Below are 18,153 nucleotides of genomic sequence, written 5' to 3' on the forward strand. Positions count from 1 at the left end.
GAGTTCTCAATTTGTTTTCTGTCTTGATCAGTTTACACATCTCAATTGCTTATGAAACAGCCAGTTATAAATTAGAAATTTTGAGTTTAGCGGCAAATTTTCTATCGTTTGCGTGAAAGCAGATTGCTGATAGCCACGCGCACTGCTATAGTTCACAGCTGCTAAGGAAGGTTTGGTTACATTTTATTCATTACCAATCATTTATCCTCAAGCAATGTGAGTAGATCGTTGAAGGTCGAGTGCAGCATTGGCGTGAGACACATCGAATTCAACACTCTTGCCACCCTACTCCTCGCATATTCACGTTGAGTACCTACCGCCCAAATAGCGGGTCACAAGTCTACGTTTCCAACAGAAACCGCAAGAGGCTTGTGATGACTGAAGTGCCCGAGAGCATCCCCTTCCAGCCGGGAGGCTGCAAAATACAAGCCATGGGATCAGGCACCGTGAAAGAGCGAAAAAACAGTGGCAAGTCGACAAGAAAGATATAAAAGAAAAGACAACGAGAATTTTCAATGAAAAGAATGTTAATTAACGCAACTCAAAAAGAAGAGTTGCGTGTCGCTCTGGTTGATGGCCAGCGACTTTTCGATCTTGATATCGAGAGTCCAGGTCATGAATCTAAAAAAGCGAATATCTACAAAGGACGTATCACACGTATCGAACCAAGCTTAGAAGCCGCATTTGTTGATTACGGCGCCGAGCGTCACGGTTTCCTCCCTCTCAAAGAAATTGCCCGCGAATATTTCCCTGAAGGTTACACCTACCAAGGTCGTCCAAGCATTAAAGAAGTGCTAACGGAAGGCCAAGAAGTTATCGTTCAAGTGGAAAAAGAAGAACGTGGAAGCAAGGGCGCAGCTCTTACTACTTTCATTTCTCTTGCTGGTAGTTACCTTGTTCTGATGCCTAACAACCCTCGTGCTGGCGGTATTTCTCGTCGAATCGAAGGTGACGAGCGTACTCAACTAAAAGCCGCATTAAGTACTTTGGAACTGCCTCAGGGCATGGGCCTAATCGTACGTACTGCTGGCGTTGGCAAGAGTGCTGAAGAACTTGAGTGGGATTTGAATGTACTACTTAACCACTGGGGTGCAATCAAAGGTGCAGCGGACTCGAACCCTGCTCCATTCTTAATCCACCAAGAAAGTAACGTTATCGTTCGTGCAATCCGTGACTATTTGCGTCGTGATATTGGCGAAATCTTAATTGACAGCAACACCATCTACGAACGTGCAAAAGAGCACATTCAATTGGTGCGCCCTGATTTCCTTAACCGCGTTAAGAAATATGAAGGCGAAGTTCCACTATTCAGCCACTACCAAATCGAAAGCCAAATTGAATCAGCTTTCCAACGTGAAGTGCGTCTGCCATCTGGTGGTTCTATTGTTATTGACCCAACCGAAGCACTAACGTCTATCGATATCAACTCTGCTCGTGCAACCAAGGGCGGCGATATTGAAGAAACAGCCCTAAACACGAACCTAGAAGCAGCCGACGAAATTGCTCGCCAGTTACGTCTACGTGACTTGGGTGGCTTAGTGGTTATCGACTTTATCGATATGACACCTGTTCGCCACCAACGAGAAGTAGAAAACCGTCTACGTGAAGCCGTTCGTCTTGATCGCGCTCGTGTACAAATCGGTCGTATTTCTCGCTTTGGTTTGTTGGAGATGTCACGTCAACGTTTAAGCCCTTCTCTAGCAGAAGCAAGCCACCACATCTGTCCTCGCTGTAGCGGTACTGGAGTCGTTCGCGACAACGAATCTCTAGCACTTTCTGTACTTCGTTTAATCGAAGAGGAAGCACTGAAAGACAATACAGCGCAAGTTCTCGCAGTTGTACCTGTGCCAATCGCTTCTTACTTGTTGAACGAAAAACGTCGTTCAGTTAACCATATCGAACGCATTCAAGAAGTGAAGATTACGGTTGTTCCAAACTCTGACATGGAAACGCCGCACTTCGAAGTTATCCGTGTTCGTGAAGGTGAAGAGTTCGATCTGATTTCTTACCTACTTCCTAAAAAACTGGAAGCAATGAAAGAAGCGGAAGGTAAAGAGCCAGCGGAAGTTGACGTAAAACCTAAACGAATCGAAGAGCCTGTTCTTAAAGGCTTTGCGGCTCCTTCTCAAACGGCACCTGCACCAGCAGCTAAACCAGCCCCTGAGGCGAAGAAGAAAGAACAGAAAGTTGAACAAGAAGAAAAACCTGGACTGTTCAGCCGTTTGTTTAAAGCACTTGGTAGTTTCCTATTCGGCGGTTCTGAAGAAGTAAAAGAAGAACCGAAACCTCAGGAAGAGAAAAAGCCAAATCGCGATAATCGACGTAACAAACGTGATCGCAATGATCGTCGTCGCAATAACAACCAACGCGATAATCGTGAGAACCGCGACAATCGTGAGAACCGTGATAACAGACGTCGTCGTAAGCCTCGTGATGAGCAAGCGAATGAGCAAAACGAAGCTCAACAACAAACCAATAAACAGCAAAACCGCAGCCAAAAGCGTAAGCCTAAAGCTCAACAAGCAGACAAAGCCCAAGAGCAAAAAGCAAATGCAAAAGTAGCGGAAAAAGGCCTGCAGCTAGCAGCGGAAGCTCGAACTGAAACAAAACCAGAAGAGAGCAAACCAAAGCAACAAAACGCGAAAGCAGAAAAAGTGAAGGAGCGTCGCCAACGTCGCAAACTGAACAAGTCTGTACGCGTTAAAGACCAAGAAGCGGTTGAGAAGAAAGCAGAAGAAACGGCGGTTAAGACTCAAGAAACGGTTGAAACCAAAGTTGAGAAGCCAACAGAAGCAGCGGTAGAAGCACAACAAGACAACAAGCAAGCAGAGTCTAAGCAACGTCGTAACCGTCGTTCGCCACGTCACCTGCGTGCAAGCGGCCAGCGCCGTCGCCGTGGTCGCGATCGCCGTCCTAACCCGTTCCGCCTGCGTAAAGGTGGTGTAGCTTCTCCTGAGATGGCTATGGGTAAAGTAATGCCACGCTACATTCCGAAACCTGCACCTAAGAAAGAAGAGCAAGTTAAGGAAGAAGCAGTAGCAGCAGTACCTACAATGCAAGGTGGCTTTGCTTGTCCAGAGATGGCTATGGGTAAAGTGATTATTCGCCGCGAGCAACCTGTTGTAACAGAAGCGCCAGTTGTTGAATCAAAGGTTCAAGAAACAGTTGAAGCGAAAGTGGAAGCTCCAGTAGTAGAAGCACCTGTTGTGGAAGCAGTAATCGCAGAAAAAGCTGAATCGGCAGTAGTAGAAACAGCTTCGGTAGAGCCTATCGTTGAAACTCCTGCAACTGAACATGCTGAACCGGTTGATGCCATTGTAGAAACGGCACCAGCTGAAGAGCCTGTCGTTGAAGCGGCAAAAGAGGTTGCAGCCGAAGCGCCAGTAGCTAAACCAGAGCCTAAAGTCGAAGCCATTAAAGTTGCGGCTAAGCTAAACGCTAGCGCACCGATGACGAAAGCACCTGGCCCTCAAGAGCTACGCGAAATCACTGTTGCAGCAGCACCGTTCAAAACCGAACGTTACCAAGCTAAAGGTGCGGGTAGCCAAGTGGCTAAAAACCGCGCATCGGCAGAGATGACAAAGCCTAACTTTAACTAGGCTAAATCATTACGTTCAACTGCTTAACGGCATAAATAAATTAAAGGCTACCATCTGGTAGCCTTTTTTATCTTCATATTTGCCCAATAAATTGTTCATATAAATACCAATTCGTGATCACATTTGTACGCCATTATTCGTATCATTCTTGAACTTAATCACACTTTTCGGTAGCATGCGCCGACTCAAGTTTTCGACACCATTCTGATGCAGCTCTTTTAATACTACGGTTTACACTGCAATGTTTGATTAGAAATCAACCACTCAGTGGCTTGTGCAAATACGAATATGTGTCGGGTTTAACTCATTGCAAAGAGAACTTAAAAACAAACATGTTCGAATTTCCCCAATTTTCTAAGCACTCCGTAAAAAATGATGTGCTATCAGGCTTAACCGTTGCGCTAGCATTGGTTCCTGAAGCTGTCGCATTTGCGTTCGTCGCAGGCGTAGATCCGATGGTCGGTCTTTACGCTGCATTCATCGTTGGTCTTATTACTTCCATTTTCGGTGGTCGTCCCGGCATGATCTCTGGTGCAACAGGTGCCATGGCAGTCGTAATGGTTTCGCTTGTCGCGACTCACGGAGTCCAATACCTATTCGCAGCCATCATGCTCGCTGGTATACTTCAAATTGCCGCTGGTATGTTTAAATTGGGTAAGTTCATCCGTATCGTGCCTCACCCTGTGATGATTGGTTTTGTGAACGGTCTGGCTATTGTTATCTTCCTAGCTCAGTTGGGTCAGTTTAAAGCGCCAGATATCAACGGCATGCTTACTTGGCTACCACAAGACCAAATGCTGCTAATGCTTGGTTTGGTTGCGCTAACTATGGCAATCATTCACTTTCTACCAAAAATCACAACGGCTGTACCCTCTTCACTTGTTGCAATCGTAACGGTGACTGCTTTAGTGGTTGGTTTGGATCTGGAAACTCGCACTGTTGTTGACTTCTTGCGTACAATGTCTGGTGATGAAGCGGCAACACTCGCAGGTTCACTGCCGACCTTCTCTATTCCGGCGGTGCCATTTACGCTAGAAACTCTACAAATCATTCTTCCATACGCGATCATTCTAGCGGCCATTGGTCTAATTGAATCTCTGCTAACGCTGACAGTTTTAGATGAGATGACGAACACTCGTGGTCAATCTAACCGCGAATGTATCGGTCAAGGTATGGCAAACATGACTTGTTCTGTGTTTGGTGCTATGGGTGGTTGTGCAATGATTGGTCAGTCGATGATCAACGTAAACTCAGGTGGTCGCGGTCGTCTATCTGGTATCGTTGCTGCTATCGCTCTATTGATGTTTATCTTATTCGCTTCTTCGTTAATTGAAATGATCCCACTCGCTGCTCTGGTTGGTGTGATGTTCATGGTTGTAATTGGTACATTCGAATGGGCAACATTTAAACTAGCGCGTCGCGTACCGAAGCAAGACTTCTTCGTTATTGTTCTTGTGACCGTTGTTACTGTTCTTACTGACCTTGCTGTTGCCGTAGCGGTTGGTGTTATCGTTTCTGCATTAATGTTTGCATGGCAGCACGCTAAGCACATCTATGCTGACACGTGCTTAAACGAGGAAGGTTCAAAAGAGTACAAGATTCACGGTCCTATTTTCTTTGGTTCTGCCGCTAACTTCTTGGAGTTGTTTAACGCGCCTGAAGATCCAAAAGATGTGATTGTCGATTTTGCAGACTCTCGCGTGACGGATCACTCCGCAATTGAAGCGATTGAAACGCTAGCAGAGCGTTACAACTCTCAAGGTAAAACACTACACCTTCGCCACCTAAGTCCAGATTGCCGCAAGCTTTTAGATAAAGCGGGCAGCTTGGTTGAAATAAATGTGAAGGAAGACCCAAGCTACAAAGTGGCAACCGACATTTTAGCGGGTTAATACAAATAAAAAGGGATGGGCTCAGCTCATCCCTTTTCCTATTGTCTTCAAGCCCGGCGATTATAGCTTCTTCAAAATCTCCTCTGATGCCTCTTCGATTAAATCAAGCACCAGTTCAAAGCCATCTTTTCCACCATAATATGGATCAGGGACTTCATCGTAATCTGACCCAGAATGACTTAAAAATAACGATACTTTGTGTCGATACTTCAACGGACAAATATCCAATAAATCGGCTAAATTTGCTTTATCTGCGGCTAATATCAGGTCAAACTTTTCAAAGTCATCAATGGTAACTTGACGCGCACGCATTCCTTTAAAAGAGTAACCTCGCTGCTTTCCTGCGGCCATTGCCCTTGAATCCGGTGGGTTTCCTGCGTGGTAGCCAATCGTACCTGCCGAATCAACCTCCACGGCAATACCCAACTCTTGAGCTTTCGCTCTTAACACTGCTTCTCCGGTTGGTGACCGACAAATGTTTCCCATACAAACAACAAGTATTTTCTTCATTTTATTCCCTGAATTATCGGTGGTTTTTCTTCACGATATGTTGGTCTATCATAGCGAGATAAATCAATGAACCCAAATTAGCTTGGGCACAGCACGAAAAGGAATTGAGGAAGTATTATGTCTATCGAAGAAAATAAAGAAGCACGCCATAAGGCTCGCCAACAAAAAGTCAAAGAACAGGTAGACGCAAAAATTGCTGCTGCTCAAGAGGAAAAAGGTCTGCTACTGATCATTACCGGAAATGGTAAAGGTAAATCGACATCAGGGTTCGGTACGATAGCACGCGCAGTAGGTCATGGTTTGAATTGTGCTGTCGCGCAGTTTATTAAAGGTACTTGGGATAATGGTGAGCGCAACCTACTTGAGAAACTCGGCGTTGAATTCCAAGTAATGGCGACCGGCTTTACATGGGAAACTCAAAACAAAGCCGCTGATACCGAAGCAGCGCAAGGCGTATGGCAAGAATGTAAGCGCATGCTCAAAGATGAATCTATCGATGTGGTTCTTTTTGACGAGCTGACGTACATGGTGAGCTACGGCTACATTGATTTAGACGAGGTCGTTGAAGCGCTGAACAACCGCCCTAAAATGCAGTCGGTTGTCATTACTGGTCGTGGCGCTCATCGCACTCTGATTGAAATGGCTGATACCGTTTCTGAAGTGAAGAATGTAAAGCATGCATTTGAGTCAGGCGTCAAAGCGCTGAAAGGTGTCGACTGGTAAAGCTCACCAGCAGAATTAAAAAAGGGTTGGCTAATGCCAACCCTTTTTGCTTTGGCTCGAATCTAATTGAATAGATTCTTTATCAAACCATCGACTGCTTCTTTGGTTTTTTCGTCTTTGATCTTGTCCGTTAGCTTCTCTACGCCACGATCGATTTCTTTCTGAGCTTTCTGCTTCAGAACATCATCAAATACGAGCTTGAATTTAGGATCCGCCCACTTACCAGACACATTGATTGGAATCGTGATATCTTTCAGCTCATCTATATCTTTGCCGCCTTGGCCTTCTAGGCTACCTACGACTGATGTGCTGATAGTAAAGTTAACAGTTTCATTGATGTAGTTTGCGGTGCCTTTACCACGAACACGGAGCAATGGAGACTGAGCTTGCATATTATCCGTTGATACGACACCTTTATTGAGCTTCAATGTCGCCGTCATCGCACTAAAATCTGTTTTCTTAACTTCATTGGTGCCTTCGACTTTTTGCCCTTTAAATTTCGCGTAGTTTTCACGAATCAATTGAGCAACGTTGATGCCATTTACCGCACCGTCAGCAAAATTGATAACAACCGTACCAGAAAGATTCTTCTTGATACCGGTAGGCGTTAGACTCTTACCGGTAACATTCACATCAATGTTACCCGTCCCTTCAAGCTTGTCGTTATCAGCGACATCAATAAGTAACGGTTGAACTTTCACGCCTTTGATTGACTTTTTCACACTGTAAGTCGCTGGTGACTTGCGTGCATCTAACTTCGCTGTCGCTGAGATTGTGCCTTGGTACAGCTTCGAACTAAATGAAGTAAGCTCAAATACGCCACGATTTACAGTGAAGCTCGTTTTTACCGCTTCCATCTTCGCATTTGCCGCTTTGAATTTGTCGATGGTAATGTCACCCTTTACATCTAACGTTTTCAACGCAGACAAATCAGGCTCAACCTCAGACCCAGCTGGAGCACTCTCGCCACCAGAAGCAGGCTTATTACCTTCGGAATCTTGCTGATCTAATCCTAAGAATTCATCAAGATCGATATTTGGGCTGTGGAGAGCAAATCGTACTTTAGGAATATCGCCAAGTGTCACATCTGCCTTACCATCTAAGGCGATAGCATTCGCTGTTAACTTCTCTAGGACAAAACTCAGGTGGTTTTTCGTTAGGTCGAAAGACAGATCAGACACCATGTCGACTTTCATCGGTGACTGAGGTAAAGCATCCCCCTCAAAAGTCGATTTAAGAGTTAACTTATCCAACTGCACTTTGCTGATAGCCTTGTCCACGCTAAGTTGACCAGCACCCTGCATATCTAACTTCATACCACCAGCGTCGCCTTTCATGGCATAAGTCAGGTTATTTACTTTATCGAATTCAAACGTATCTAAACCGATCGTTGCCGATTCAATCTTATTGGCAGGGTCAGAGTATGTCGCATCAAAGTTGATGTTCTTTAGCGCGTAGTTTGCCAAACCTTTTTCTAGCTTAAAGTCGGCCTGACCTTTCGCTGTGAACTTTTGGTCATTCATTTCGCCCTTCACGCCAAAATCAGCCGTTGTCCAGTTGTCAAAAGCGAATTCGGAAAGGTTTAATGAGATATCATAAAGTTTGGTGTAACTACCGGCTTGCTTATCCTGCATTTCTAATGAGCCATTAGAAACCGTAACACCAGCAAGATTAATGCTCCAATCAGAGCCAGCAGGCTGCGTTTCACCATTTTGCGTAGGCGCAGTATCGCTCGCTTGCTCTGCTTGTTGTGTTTGGGCTTTCGTCAATGCATCAATATTCTTGCTGCCATCTTTCTTGGTTTCGATATAGAACTCAGCCCCATCAAGCGTGACGTTTCCAATTTCAAGCTGTTGACTAAAAAGTGGCATGACAGAGATATCTACACCAACGGTATCAACTTTGAATAAATTGGGTTTACTAAAGCCTTGTGGGTTTCGCAATTCTGTATGTCCCAACTCAAAGCCGATCGATGGGAAAAATTGCCAACTGATATCTCCTTCAATCACTAGTTCTAAACCGGTTTGCTTTTGCGCTTGCTCAACAATAAGGGGCTTAAACTGGTTAGGATTGACGAAGATGGTTAACGCTAAAATTGCGACCAAAATGACCACAATCGGTATTGCTAGAATTAAGAGCAGTTTCTTCATTTGTTTTTCCTTGCTCGAGTGTTTTTACAATTATAAGCGCAGACTCCATTTACCGCTGACAGTTCCACAAAAGCGTGAAAAATGTCTGGTTTTAACCTGCAACTGACTAATTTAAAAACAAAAAAAGAAGTGGCACTTAAGGTGCCACTTCTTCTCTTAAAAATAAAGCGATATAGCCGTCTAAAGGCTTAAGCTTTCAAAAGTCTTGCAATGTGAGCTTTTAATACATCGATTGCGATACGGTTTTTACCACCGCGAGGAACAATAATGTCCGCATATTGCTTAGAAGGTTCGATAAACTGCATGAACATCGGACGTACTGTTTGTTGATACTGCTTGAGAACAGATTCCATAGTTCGGCCTCGTTCTTCCACGTCACGCTTAACACGACGAAGCAAGCAAATATCTAACGGTGTATCCATAAATACTGTCGCGTGCATCAAATCACGAAGACGAGGGTCAGTAAGAAGAAGGATACCTTCTAGAATGATCACCTTTTTAGGCGTCATTGTGGTCGTGTTACTTGTTCTTGTGTGTTCAGTGTAGCTGTACTCAGGTACTTCTACTGCTTCACCACGTACCAATTTTTCAAGGTGCTCACACAGTAGGTCGTGGTCCAACGCACTCGGGTGATCGTAGTTCGTCTTTACTCGCTCTTCCATGCTTAGGTGGCTTTGGTCGTTGTAGTAGCAATCTTCCGTGATGACACCGATTTGATGATCGCCTACTTTCGCGCGAAGCTCATTATAAATAGTGCTCGCGATCAGACTTTTTCCAGAAGCAGAAGCGCCAGCAATACCTACGATGACGCATTGATTATTATCAGACATTAGTTTGCACCCGATGATGATTTCTAGTCACATAAAAAGATAAACTGCCTGATTATAGGGAGTTCACCCCATAGTTACTAGCTGGAATTAGGGTTTAGTCATAAGTTTCTGCCTGCTCAGAGGATTAACCTCCGAGCAAACGTTAAAATGGGCAATTATCGACCAACAGGCATAGTAAACTTAGTTCACCATTGTAAAGCTAATCGCATCTGGTTTTGCCTTGCCTTGCCAAAACATCGTGCTACATACGCGATCGGCAAGCTGCTTGTAATACCCTGCATGCTCACTTTCTGGGCGCCTTGCTACTGTTGGCACGCCAGCGTCAATATCTTCTCGCATAGAGATATGAAGCGGAATTTGTCCTAGCAGTGCTAAGCCAAACTCTTGCGACATTTTTTCTGCACCACCCATGCCAAAAATATGCTCTTTCGCGCCACATTGACTACAAATGTGATAACTCATGTTTTCCACAACACCGATAACCGGGACATGGACTTTGTTAAACATTGCCGCTCCCTTTCTTGCATCGGCAAGCGCCAAGTCTTGCGGTGTCGTGACTAACACACTACCTGTCACCGGAATCTGTTGTGACAACGTCAACTGTATATCACCCGTACCTGGCGGCATATCAATCACCAAATAATCTAAATCGGGCCAGTCTGTTTCCGTTAATAACTGCGACAACGCTTTTGAAGCCATTGGACCGCGCCATATTGCCGCTTCTGATTTGTCCACTAAATAGCCGATAGAGTGAGTATAGATGCCGTGAGCAAAAATGGGCTCCATCCACTTGCCATCACGAACTTCTGGTTTTGCATCTTCTTGCCCCAACATCATAGGTACAGACGGGCCATAAATATCCGCATCCAACAATCCCACTTTCGCCCCAGATTGAGCAATCGCCAACGCTAAGTTAACCGCAGTCGTTGATTTACCGACCCCACCTTTCGCAGAACTAACGGCAATGATGTTCTTAACACCTTTAACCGGATTGGCCACTTGAGTTTCTAATGCTTTAACTCCAAGGCGAATATTGAATGGGAATTCAGCCACTTTATCTGCGGTTTGTTGCTGTTTAATCCAGTCATGCAATATGGTTTGAAGCTCATTACTTGCGAATGGCAACGTTATCTCAACAGAACCTTGTGCCGTAATCGAAATTGCGCCATGAATATCTGCCCAATTTTCCACCAACTGTGGATGCTGGAATTGGTTAAACCAGTGACAAAAATCTTGTTTTGAAGTGAACTGATGCATAAGCCCTCCTTTTAGATGTCATGCTAACACCGTCCTGCCTCAACCAGAACCCCAAAAAAACTAAGGCATTCCGCAGTTTGACACCTTGGAGTTAGTGAGTTCATGGGGTAGTATTATCCATCAAAATTTATTTATACCTATCAAGAAAAGCGAATATTAAGTATGGCAAACGATCCAAGAAACTTTCCGTCAAGGAAAATGCTGGTAACTTGTGCCCTTCCGTACGCTAACGGTTCGATCCACCTTGGTCATATGCTTGAGCATATCCAAGCGGACATTTGGGTTCGTTACCAACGCCTACGCGGCAACACTGTAAACTTCATCTGTGCTGACGATGCTCACGGCACGCCAATCATGCTTAAAGCGCAACAGATGGGTATTACTCCTGAAGAAATGATTGCCGCAGTTAGCGAAGAGCACCAGAAAGACTTTGCTGGCTTTGATATCAGCTTTGATAACTACCACAGCACACACTCAGATGAGAACCGTGAGCTAGCGTCACACATTTATCTTGAGCTGAAGAAAAACGGCTTTATCTCTAGCCGCACTATCTCTCAGCTGTTCGACCCAGAAAAAGAGATGTTCCTACCGGACCGTTTCGTAAAAGGTACGTGTCCAAAATGTAAGTCAGAAGACCAGTACGGTGACAACTGTGACAACTGTGGCGAGACTTACAGCCCAACAGAACTGATCAATCCTAAATCTGCGGTTTCTGGTGCGACGCCAGTAATGAAAGATTCTGAGCACTTCTTCTTCGACCTGCCTCAGTTTGAAAGCATGCTAAAAGAGTGGACTCGCTCTGGCTCGCTACAAGCTGAAACAGCGAACAAAATGCAAGAATGGTTCGAATCTGGTTTACAGCAATGGGATATCTCACGTGACGCGCCATACTTTGGCTTCGAAATCCCAGGAGAGAAGAACAAATTCTTCTACGTATGGCTAGACGCACCTATCGGCTACATGGGCTCTTTCAAAAACCTATGTGACAAGCGCGACGACCTAGATTTCGACGAGTACTGGAAGAAAGACAGCTCAGCAGAACTGTACCACTTCATCGGTAAAGACATCGTTTACTTCCACAGCCTATTCTGGCCAGCAATGCTAGAAGGTTCTGGTTTCCGCAAACCTAACAACGTATTCGTCCACGGTTACGTAACGGTGAACGGCGCGAAGATGTCGAAGTCTAAAGGTACCTTCGTTAAAGCGAGCACTTACCTAGAGCACCTAGACCCGGAATGCCTACGTTACTACTACGCGGCGAAGCTAAACAGCCGTATCGACGATCTAGATCTTAACCTTGAAGACTTCACTCAGCGCGTAAACGCTGATGTTGTTAACAAGATCGTTAACCTCGCATCGCGTAATGCAGGCTTCATCGCGAAACGTTTTGAAGGCAAACTGTCTGACAACTTTGCAGAGCCTGAGCTTTACAACGAATTTGTTGCTGCTGCTGACCGTATCGCTGAGCTTTACGAAACGCGTGAGTTTGGTCGTGCAATCCGTGAAATCACGGCATTGGCAGACAAAGCTAACCAATACGTTGATGAAAAAGCACCGTGGGTTGTAGCAAAAGAAGAAGGCAAAGATCAGGAACTACAAGACATCTGTTCTGTTGGTATAAACCTGTTCCGTGTACTGATGACTTACCTGAAACCAGTAATGCCTGCGCTAGCTGCACGTACTGAAGCATTCCTAAACCAAGAGCTGACTTGGGAAAACATCGCTGCGCCACTAACAGGCCACGAGATCACTAAGTTCAAAGCACTGTTCAACCGTATCGATCCGAAGAATGTTGAAGCGATGATCGAAGCATCTAAAGAAGATGCGGCGGCAGAAATGGCGGCGAAAGAGAAAGCAGAAGCGGAAAAGAACAAGGCTAGCCAAACTGAGCTAGACAAAGAGCCAATCGCTGAAGAGATTGAGTTCGACGCTTTTGCAGCAGTAGATATGCGTATCGCTCGTATCATCTCTTGTGAAGAAGTGCCAAAAGCAAACAAACTGCTTAAGTTCCAACTGGACATCGGTGGTGAAACTCGTCAAGTGTTCTCTGGCATCAAGTCAGCGTACAAACCTGAAGAGCTAGAAGGCAAACTAACGGTAATGGTTGCAAACCTAAAACCTCGTAAGATGAAGTTTGGTATGTCAGAAGGCATGATCCTAGCCGCTGGCCCTGGTGGTAGCGACCTATGGATTCTTGAACCGCACGAAGGCGCTCAGCCTGGCATGCGCGTTATGTAAGTCGCATTCCAAATATAACACTATAAAATCCCTGCCAATTTGGCAGGGATTTTTTGATCATATTCACAACTTTGGTGAATCCATGCACCAATAACGACCGTCCCAAAAGAACATTTAATATAACTAATTGTTTTAATTTAATTTTTGTTTGGCATCAAAACTGCAAACCTTCCTTGTTAGGTCCAAACACTAACAAGGAGTGGGTTATGTTTGTTTTGATTTCCACACTATTGTCCATCGCTATTTTAGCCGGAATATATCACTTATCTTCTAAACGAGAGCAGCAACACGCGCGTAAATATCAGCTGTTAACATTATTGCGAGATGTTGTTCATCTGCTGAGACGCCATCGAGCCGCGACGCACTACTCACTTCAATTTCAACAAAATAACGAACAAGAATTAGAAGTCCTTCATAACGATCTCACCAACAAACTGCATCTTTTGGTCGAAACCTCACGCTTTGAAAATAAACCCATGTATCGCGTGCTGCAGATCAAAGTAGGAAAACTGCTTGAACAATGGAACGATCACAGCGTTGCAAGGAACCAGATGGAGCATGGTAAGTTAATTCGTCATTGCTTGTTCTTGATGGATGAAGTCACGATTGCTTGGTTAGCGGTAGAACAACGAGATGATCTACATAATGAGTACCACATGAACTGGCAAAACATCATGGATAGCTTAGAAACCCTGACTCAATTGAGAATTAGCATTCAAGACTTGGGAGAGCAAGGGGGGAATGAGCGTTTCAAAAATTACGCATCGGTTATGACACGTAAGCTAAATCAATTAGCAGTTATAGCTCCGCTTAGTATCGTTTCTCCTGCTTCCACACGCTCAATACAGACGTTAAATAACTATGTGACAGGAAGTCATGTCGACTTAACAGAAGCAGAGCTTTATGGCGTCACATCGGACTTGTCATTGACCATCTTCAATACTTACGACCATGTCCTTTCAGATGTCGTAGAGTCATTATATCTACCGTTACCCAGACTCTCGCTAGCAGGATAAGCTCTCTATACAGTACCGTGCCAATTGTCACAACAGGAACGTAACTGGTATTTATGGGTAAAAACAAAAAACCGCAGACCTTAGGTTCTGCGGTTTTTCATTCATCTAACTTCTCAGCGCTTAGCTGTCATCTTCTGTGAAGTTCGTTGGTAATTGCTTTTTCATCTCGTTCCAGATTAGCGCGCTTTCCATACCATAGTGACGAATCACAACTGGCAGTTGTTCACGCTGACCACTTTCACAAGTTTCTAGCAACTGATGGTAAAACTTCAGCGCTAGCTCACGAGAAGCTGGGTTTGAGAAGTAATAGCTACCAACGCGATCATAGAGCTTCTTCAAGCCATTAAAAATCAAACCGTAAATCTGATTCCCTGAATGGAATGCTAGGCGTTGGAACAACATGTAGTCGTAAAAGTTGAACGTTTTAGCAATCAAGATTTCTTGACGCTTCGCTTCATCTTTCTCGTTGTCTTCTTTCACGTTCTGTAAGACTTTCTCAGCATAAGGTGAAGAAGCGATGAAATCGTCCCAAGAAGCAGCATTCATTAAAGCTTCACAAGATTCAATTACATTCTTGATGGTGCGCTCAGAGTTCTCTTTATTTGCTTTAAATGCATAACGCATAAAGATAGGGCTGATGTTGGTACGTGCTGCAAGCAAATCTTCTACAATGTTTGTTGCGTTATCTACGTCCAACGTCATCAACGTATCCAAAATATGCAGACCAGAGGTCTCCATAAATTGGTTTACCTTCGTTGGTTTACCGTGTTGGATTGTTAACCAACCATCACGGGCTAGTCGTTGAAGAACCTCTCGTAAAGTCGTTCGAGTAACACCAATTAGCTCAGACAGCTCGCGTTCAGCAGGTAAAATAGAGCCTGGAGGAAAACGGCCGTTCCAAATGCTCTCGATAATATATTTTTCTGCGAATCCCGCAGGGCTTTTCGCCTTTATGACCATTCTACTTTTTATCCAATATTGATTTCTGAGGGTCGATACTACTCATCATACCACTACTTAACGGTTTGAGAAAATTTACGATCAATAATTGAAACGATTCCACAATATAGAGTTAATACTCTATATGTTATGTCAATCTAGGACGGTCTGACGTGCGAGTGAAAGCGGTAAAATCTGAATTTTCGTTTAATTAAACAGCTCACAAATTGCGGAGAAATAAAGACTACTGCGTCACAATTTTATATTCAAAATATGAAAAATTACTTTGTATATCACAGTTAATATTCTTTCTTAATTTGCCTTTTCTCGTCACTGACCGTCATTTAAAATCCAAGAGGATTTTTTTGAGCCTTTCATGATATAGTAACGCCGCTTTGATCGCGTTATTACATTTAAAAAGTCATTTTAGTCGGTAGCATCACGTTTTGTTATTGACTAATAAATGCCTGAGTGTAGAGTTTGCGGTCGAAAGTGAGCGGTGCTTGAGTTCAGGGGAAGTAACTTGGCAAGACTGCAATAAACAAAGGATTGTTGTTTTACTAAGTTATTGTTTTAAAAGACTAGTTAATAAGTCTAACAAACAGATACTTAAGCACTATTGTAGTGTCTATTCATAATTTTGTTATAAAGAGAATTATCATGCCGATATCGCTCGGAAACGCTTTTATCAAGAACTTTCTTGGTAAAGCGCCTGATTGGTACAAAGTTGCCATTATAGCCTTCTTAATAATTAACCCGATTGTATTCTTCCTAATAAACCCATTTGTTGCTGGGTGGTTGCTGGTTGCTGAATTTATTTTCACGCTTGCAATGGCATTAAAATGCTACCCATTACAACCTGGTGGTTTACTTGCTATTGAAGCCATCGCTATCGGCATGACTAGCCCTGCGCAAGTTAAGCACGAGTTGGTGGCAAATATTGAAGTATTACTGCTTCTGGTATTTATGGTTGCGGGCATCTACTTCATGAAGCATTTATTGCTGTTCATTTTTACCAAAATTTTACTTGGTATTCGCTCCAAAACCCTTCTATCACTTGCGTTTTGCTTTGCCGCTGCATTTTTATCTGCGTTTTTGGATGCTTTGACGGTTATCGCCGTTGTTATCAGTGTGGCGATCGGTTTCTACTCTATCTACCACAAAGTGGCGTCAGGTAACCCGATTGGTGACCATGATCACACACAAGATGACACGATCACTGAGCTAACGCGTGATGACTTAGAAAACTACCGCGCCTTTTTACGCTCATTGTTGATGCACGCTGGTGTAGGTACTGCGTTAGGTGGCGTAACCACTATGGTGGGTGAACCTCAGAACTTAATTATTGCAGACCAAGCGGGTTGGTTATTTGGTGAATTCCTAATCCGTATGTCTCCAGTGACGCTACCCGTATTTTTCTGCGGTCTCATCACTTGTGCTCTAGTCGAAAAGCTTAAAGTGTTTGGCTACGGTGCAAAGCTTCCTAACAACGTTCGTCAAATCCTCGTTGACTTTGACAATGAAGAGCGCAAAACGCGTACCAATCAAGACGTTGCAAAACTATGGGTTCAAGGACTTATTGCTGTTTGGTTGATCGTGGCATTAGCCTTGCATTTGGCAGCGGTAGGCTTAATTGGTCTTTCAGTGATCATCTTAGCGACGGCTTTCACTGGCGTCATTGAAGAGCATTCCATGGGTAAAGCGTTTGAAGAGGCTCTGCCTTTCACTGCACTACTTGCGGTATTTTTCTCTATCGTTGCGGTAATCATCGACCAAGAGTTGTTTAAACCAGTTATCGACGCGGTGCTTGCCGTTGAAGATAAAGGCACTCAGTTAGCTCTGTTCTATGTCGCGAATGGCTTACTATCAATGGTGTCGGATAACGTATTCGTCGGTACGGTTTACATCAATGAAGTAAAAACAGCACTCATTGAAGGTCTCATTACTCGCGAGCAGTTCGACTTACTGGCAGTTGCTATCAACACTGGTACTAACCTACCATCTGTTGCTACGCCAAACGGTCAAGCGGCATTCCTATTCCTACTCACCTCGGCTCTCGCTCCATTAATTCGTCTGTCTTACGGTCGAATGGTTATCATGGCGCTGCCTTACACCATCGTTCTTGCGATTGTCGGGCTAATGGGCATTATGTTCTTCCTAGAGCCTGCAACGGCTTCTTTCTACGATGCAGGCTGGATTTTACCTCATAGTGGTGATCTGACTCCCGTAGTCTCCGGCGGTCACTAAAATTTGAGTTGATTAGGAAACTTATCCACGTTAAAAAGCTCTGAGTATTCAGAGCTTTTTCTATTTCAGACAGGAACAAAAACGTGACTATTTTAAATTCACTTAACCAGTTTTCGAAGGGACGCTTATCGTGGCTGCTGCTTCTGCTATTCGTCGTTTTCTTTGAAGCATGTGCCCTCTATTTTCAGCACGTCATGATGCTTGCACCATGTGTCATGTGTATCTACGAACGAGTCGCGATGATGGGAGTGGGTGTCGCTGCAATCGTTGGTCTTATGGCACCAAATAACCCAGTTTTCCGTTGGCTAGGTTTGATTGGCTGGGGATTAAGCTCTTACAAAGGACTGTTGCTTGCTCAGCAGCACGTTGATTATCAGTTTAACCCATCACCATTCGCGACTTGTGACTTATTCGTAACATTCCCTAGTTGGGCTCCGCTTAATCAGTGGGCTCCTTGGATGTTCGAAGCATACGGCGATTGCTCGAAGATTGTTTGGCAATTCCTCGATTTATCAATGCCACAATGGTTAGTAGTTATTTTCGCGGGCAATTTAATTGCTTTAGCATTAATTGTGATCGCACAATTCTTCCCAGCAAGACGCACTAATCCGATTCGTTAATCCTTCAGAGAAATGATAACGAAAAAAGCCGACCAGATGTTATATATAGTAACTTAAAGGGTGTATAATGTGTATTAAGGCAGAGAAATCTGCCTTTTTATTGCATAGCCAACATCGTAGGCATATAGTGGA

The 18,153-nt window shown here is 44.2% G+C and carries 12 protein-coding genes; 7 read left to right on the top strand and 5 right to left on the bottom strand.

Annotated elements, in window-relative coordinates; all coding sequences use genetic code 11:
• Positions 1 to 515: 515 nt before the first annotated feature.
• Complete coding sequence (gene rne / locus B7360_RS11485; protein WP_085343545.1) at positions 516 to 3,599, top strand: ribonuclease E; 3,084 nt, start codon at positions 516 to 518, stop codon at positions 3,597 to 3,599.
• Positions 3,600 to 3,931: 332 nt separating this feature from the next.
• Entirely contained in the window at positions 3,932 to 5,491 is a 1,560-nt protein-coding gene (locus tag B7360_RS11495) for a SulP family inorganic anion transporter (RefSeq protein ID WP_005396973.1), read from the top strand.
• Between the two features lie 60 nt (positions 5,492 to 5,551).
• Here B7360_RS11495 and B7360_RS11500 read toward each other — a convergent pair whose 3' ends face one another.
• Positions 5,552 to 6,001 carry a low molecular weight protein-tyrosine-phosphatase gene (locus B7360_RS11500; RefSeq protein ID WP_046874419.1) on the bottom strand — a complete coding sequence of 150 codons (450 nt, stop codon included), beginning with the start codon at positions 5,999 to 6,001 and terminating at the stop codon, positions 5,552 to 5,554.
• Between the two features lie 117 nt (positions 6,002 to 6,118).
• On the opposite strand from B7360_RS11500, the gene cobO reads away from it, so the two are divergent.
• Positions 6,119 to 6,724: a cob(I)yrinic acid a,c-diamide adenosyltransferase gene (cobO, locus tag B7360_RS11505; RefSeq protein WP_005396966.1), complete on the top strand. Its 606-nt coding sequence runs from the start codon at positions 6,119 to 6,121 to the stop codon at positions 6,722 to 6,724.
• 62 nt (positions 6,725 to 6,786) lie between these two features.
• Here the strand turns inward: cobO and B7360_RS11510 are convergent, their stop codons facing one another.
• The 3 genes from B7360_RS11510 to apbC all read right to left on the bottom strand — a co-directional run bounded on the left by B7360_RS11510 (position 6,787) and on the right by apbC (position 10,961).
• Positions 6,787 to 8,874 carry an AsmA family protein gene (locus tag B7360_RS11510; protein ID WP_005396964.1) on the bottom strand — a complete coding sequence of 696 codons (2,088 nt, stop codon included), beginning with the start codon at positions 8,872 to 8,874 and terminating at the stop codon, positions 6,787 to 6,789.
• Between the two features lie 188 nt (positions 8,875 to 9,062).
• Entirely contained in the window at positions 9,063 to 9,704 is a 642-nt protein-coding gene (gene udk / locus B7360_RS11515) for a uridine kinase (RefSeq protein ID WP_005396962.1), read from the bottom strand.
• Between the two features lie 180 nt (positions 9,705 to 9,884).
• Positions 9,885 to 10,961 (bottom strand): iron-sulfur cluster carrier protein ApbC, encoded by a 1,077-nt coding sequence (gene apbC, locus B7360_RS11520; protein WP_065646636.1) that lies wholly within the window; start codon positions 10,959 to 10,961, stop codon positions 9,885 to 9,887.
• 162 nt (positions 10,962 to 11,123) lie between these two features.
• Between apbC and metG the strand changes: the two genes are divergently transcribed.
• Positions 11,124 to 13,199: a methionine--tRNA ligase gene (metG, locus tag B7360_RS11525; RefSeq protein ID WP_046874415.1), complete on the top strand. Its 2,076-nt coding sequence runs from the start codon at positions 11,124 to 11,126 to the stop codon at positions 13,197 to 13,199.
• Between the two features lie 206 nt (positions 13,200 to 13,405).
• On the top strand, positions 13,406 to 14,215 hold the full coding sequence (locus tag B7360_RS11530) for a hypothetical protein (protein ID WP_047010052.1): 810 nt from the start codon (positions 13,406 to 13,408) through the stop codon (positions 14,213 to 14,215).
• A gap of 120 nt (positions 14,216 to 14,335) precedes the next feature.
• Here B7360_RS11530 and fadR read toward each other — a convergent pair whose 3' ends face one another.
• Positions 14,336 to 15,175, bottom strand: coding sequence for a fatty acid metabolism transcriptional regulator FadR (gene fadR / locus B7360_RS11535; RefSeq protein WP_005396954.1), 840 nt, complete (start codon positions 15,173 to 15,175; stop codon positions 14,336 to 14,338).
• A 639-nt stretch (positions 15,176 to 15,814) separates the two neighbouring features.
• Between fadR and nhaB the strand changes: the two genes are divergently transcribed.
• Both nhaB and dsbB read left to right on the top strand, forming a co-directional pair.
• A complete protein-coding gene (gene nhaB / locus B7360_RS11540; protein ID WP_005396952.1) occupies positions 15,815 to 17,401 on the top strand; it encodes a Na(+)/H(+) antiporter NhaB in 1,587 nt (528 codons plus the stop codon).
• An 83-nt stretch (positions 17,402 to 17,484) separates the two neighbouring features.
• Positions 17,485 to 18,021, top strand: a complete 537-nt coding sequence (gene dsbB / locus B7360_RS11545) for a disulfide bond formation protein DsbB (protein ID WP_085343546.1) — start codon at positions 17,485 to 17,487, stop codon at positions 18,019 to 18,021.
• Positions 18,022 to 18,153: the final 132 nt, after the last annotated feature.

Source organism: Vibrio sp. ArtGut-C1, from assembly GCF_002105475.1.
GTDB lineage: Bacteria > Pseudomonadota > Gammaproteobacteria > Enterobacterales > Vibrionaceae > Vibrio > Vibrio diabolicus.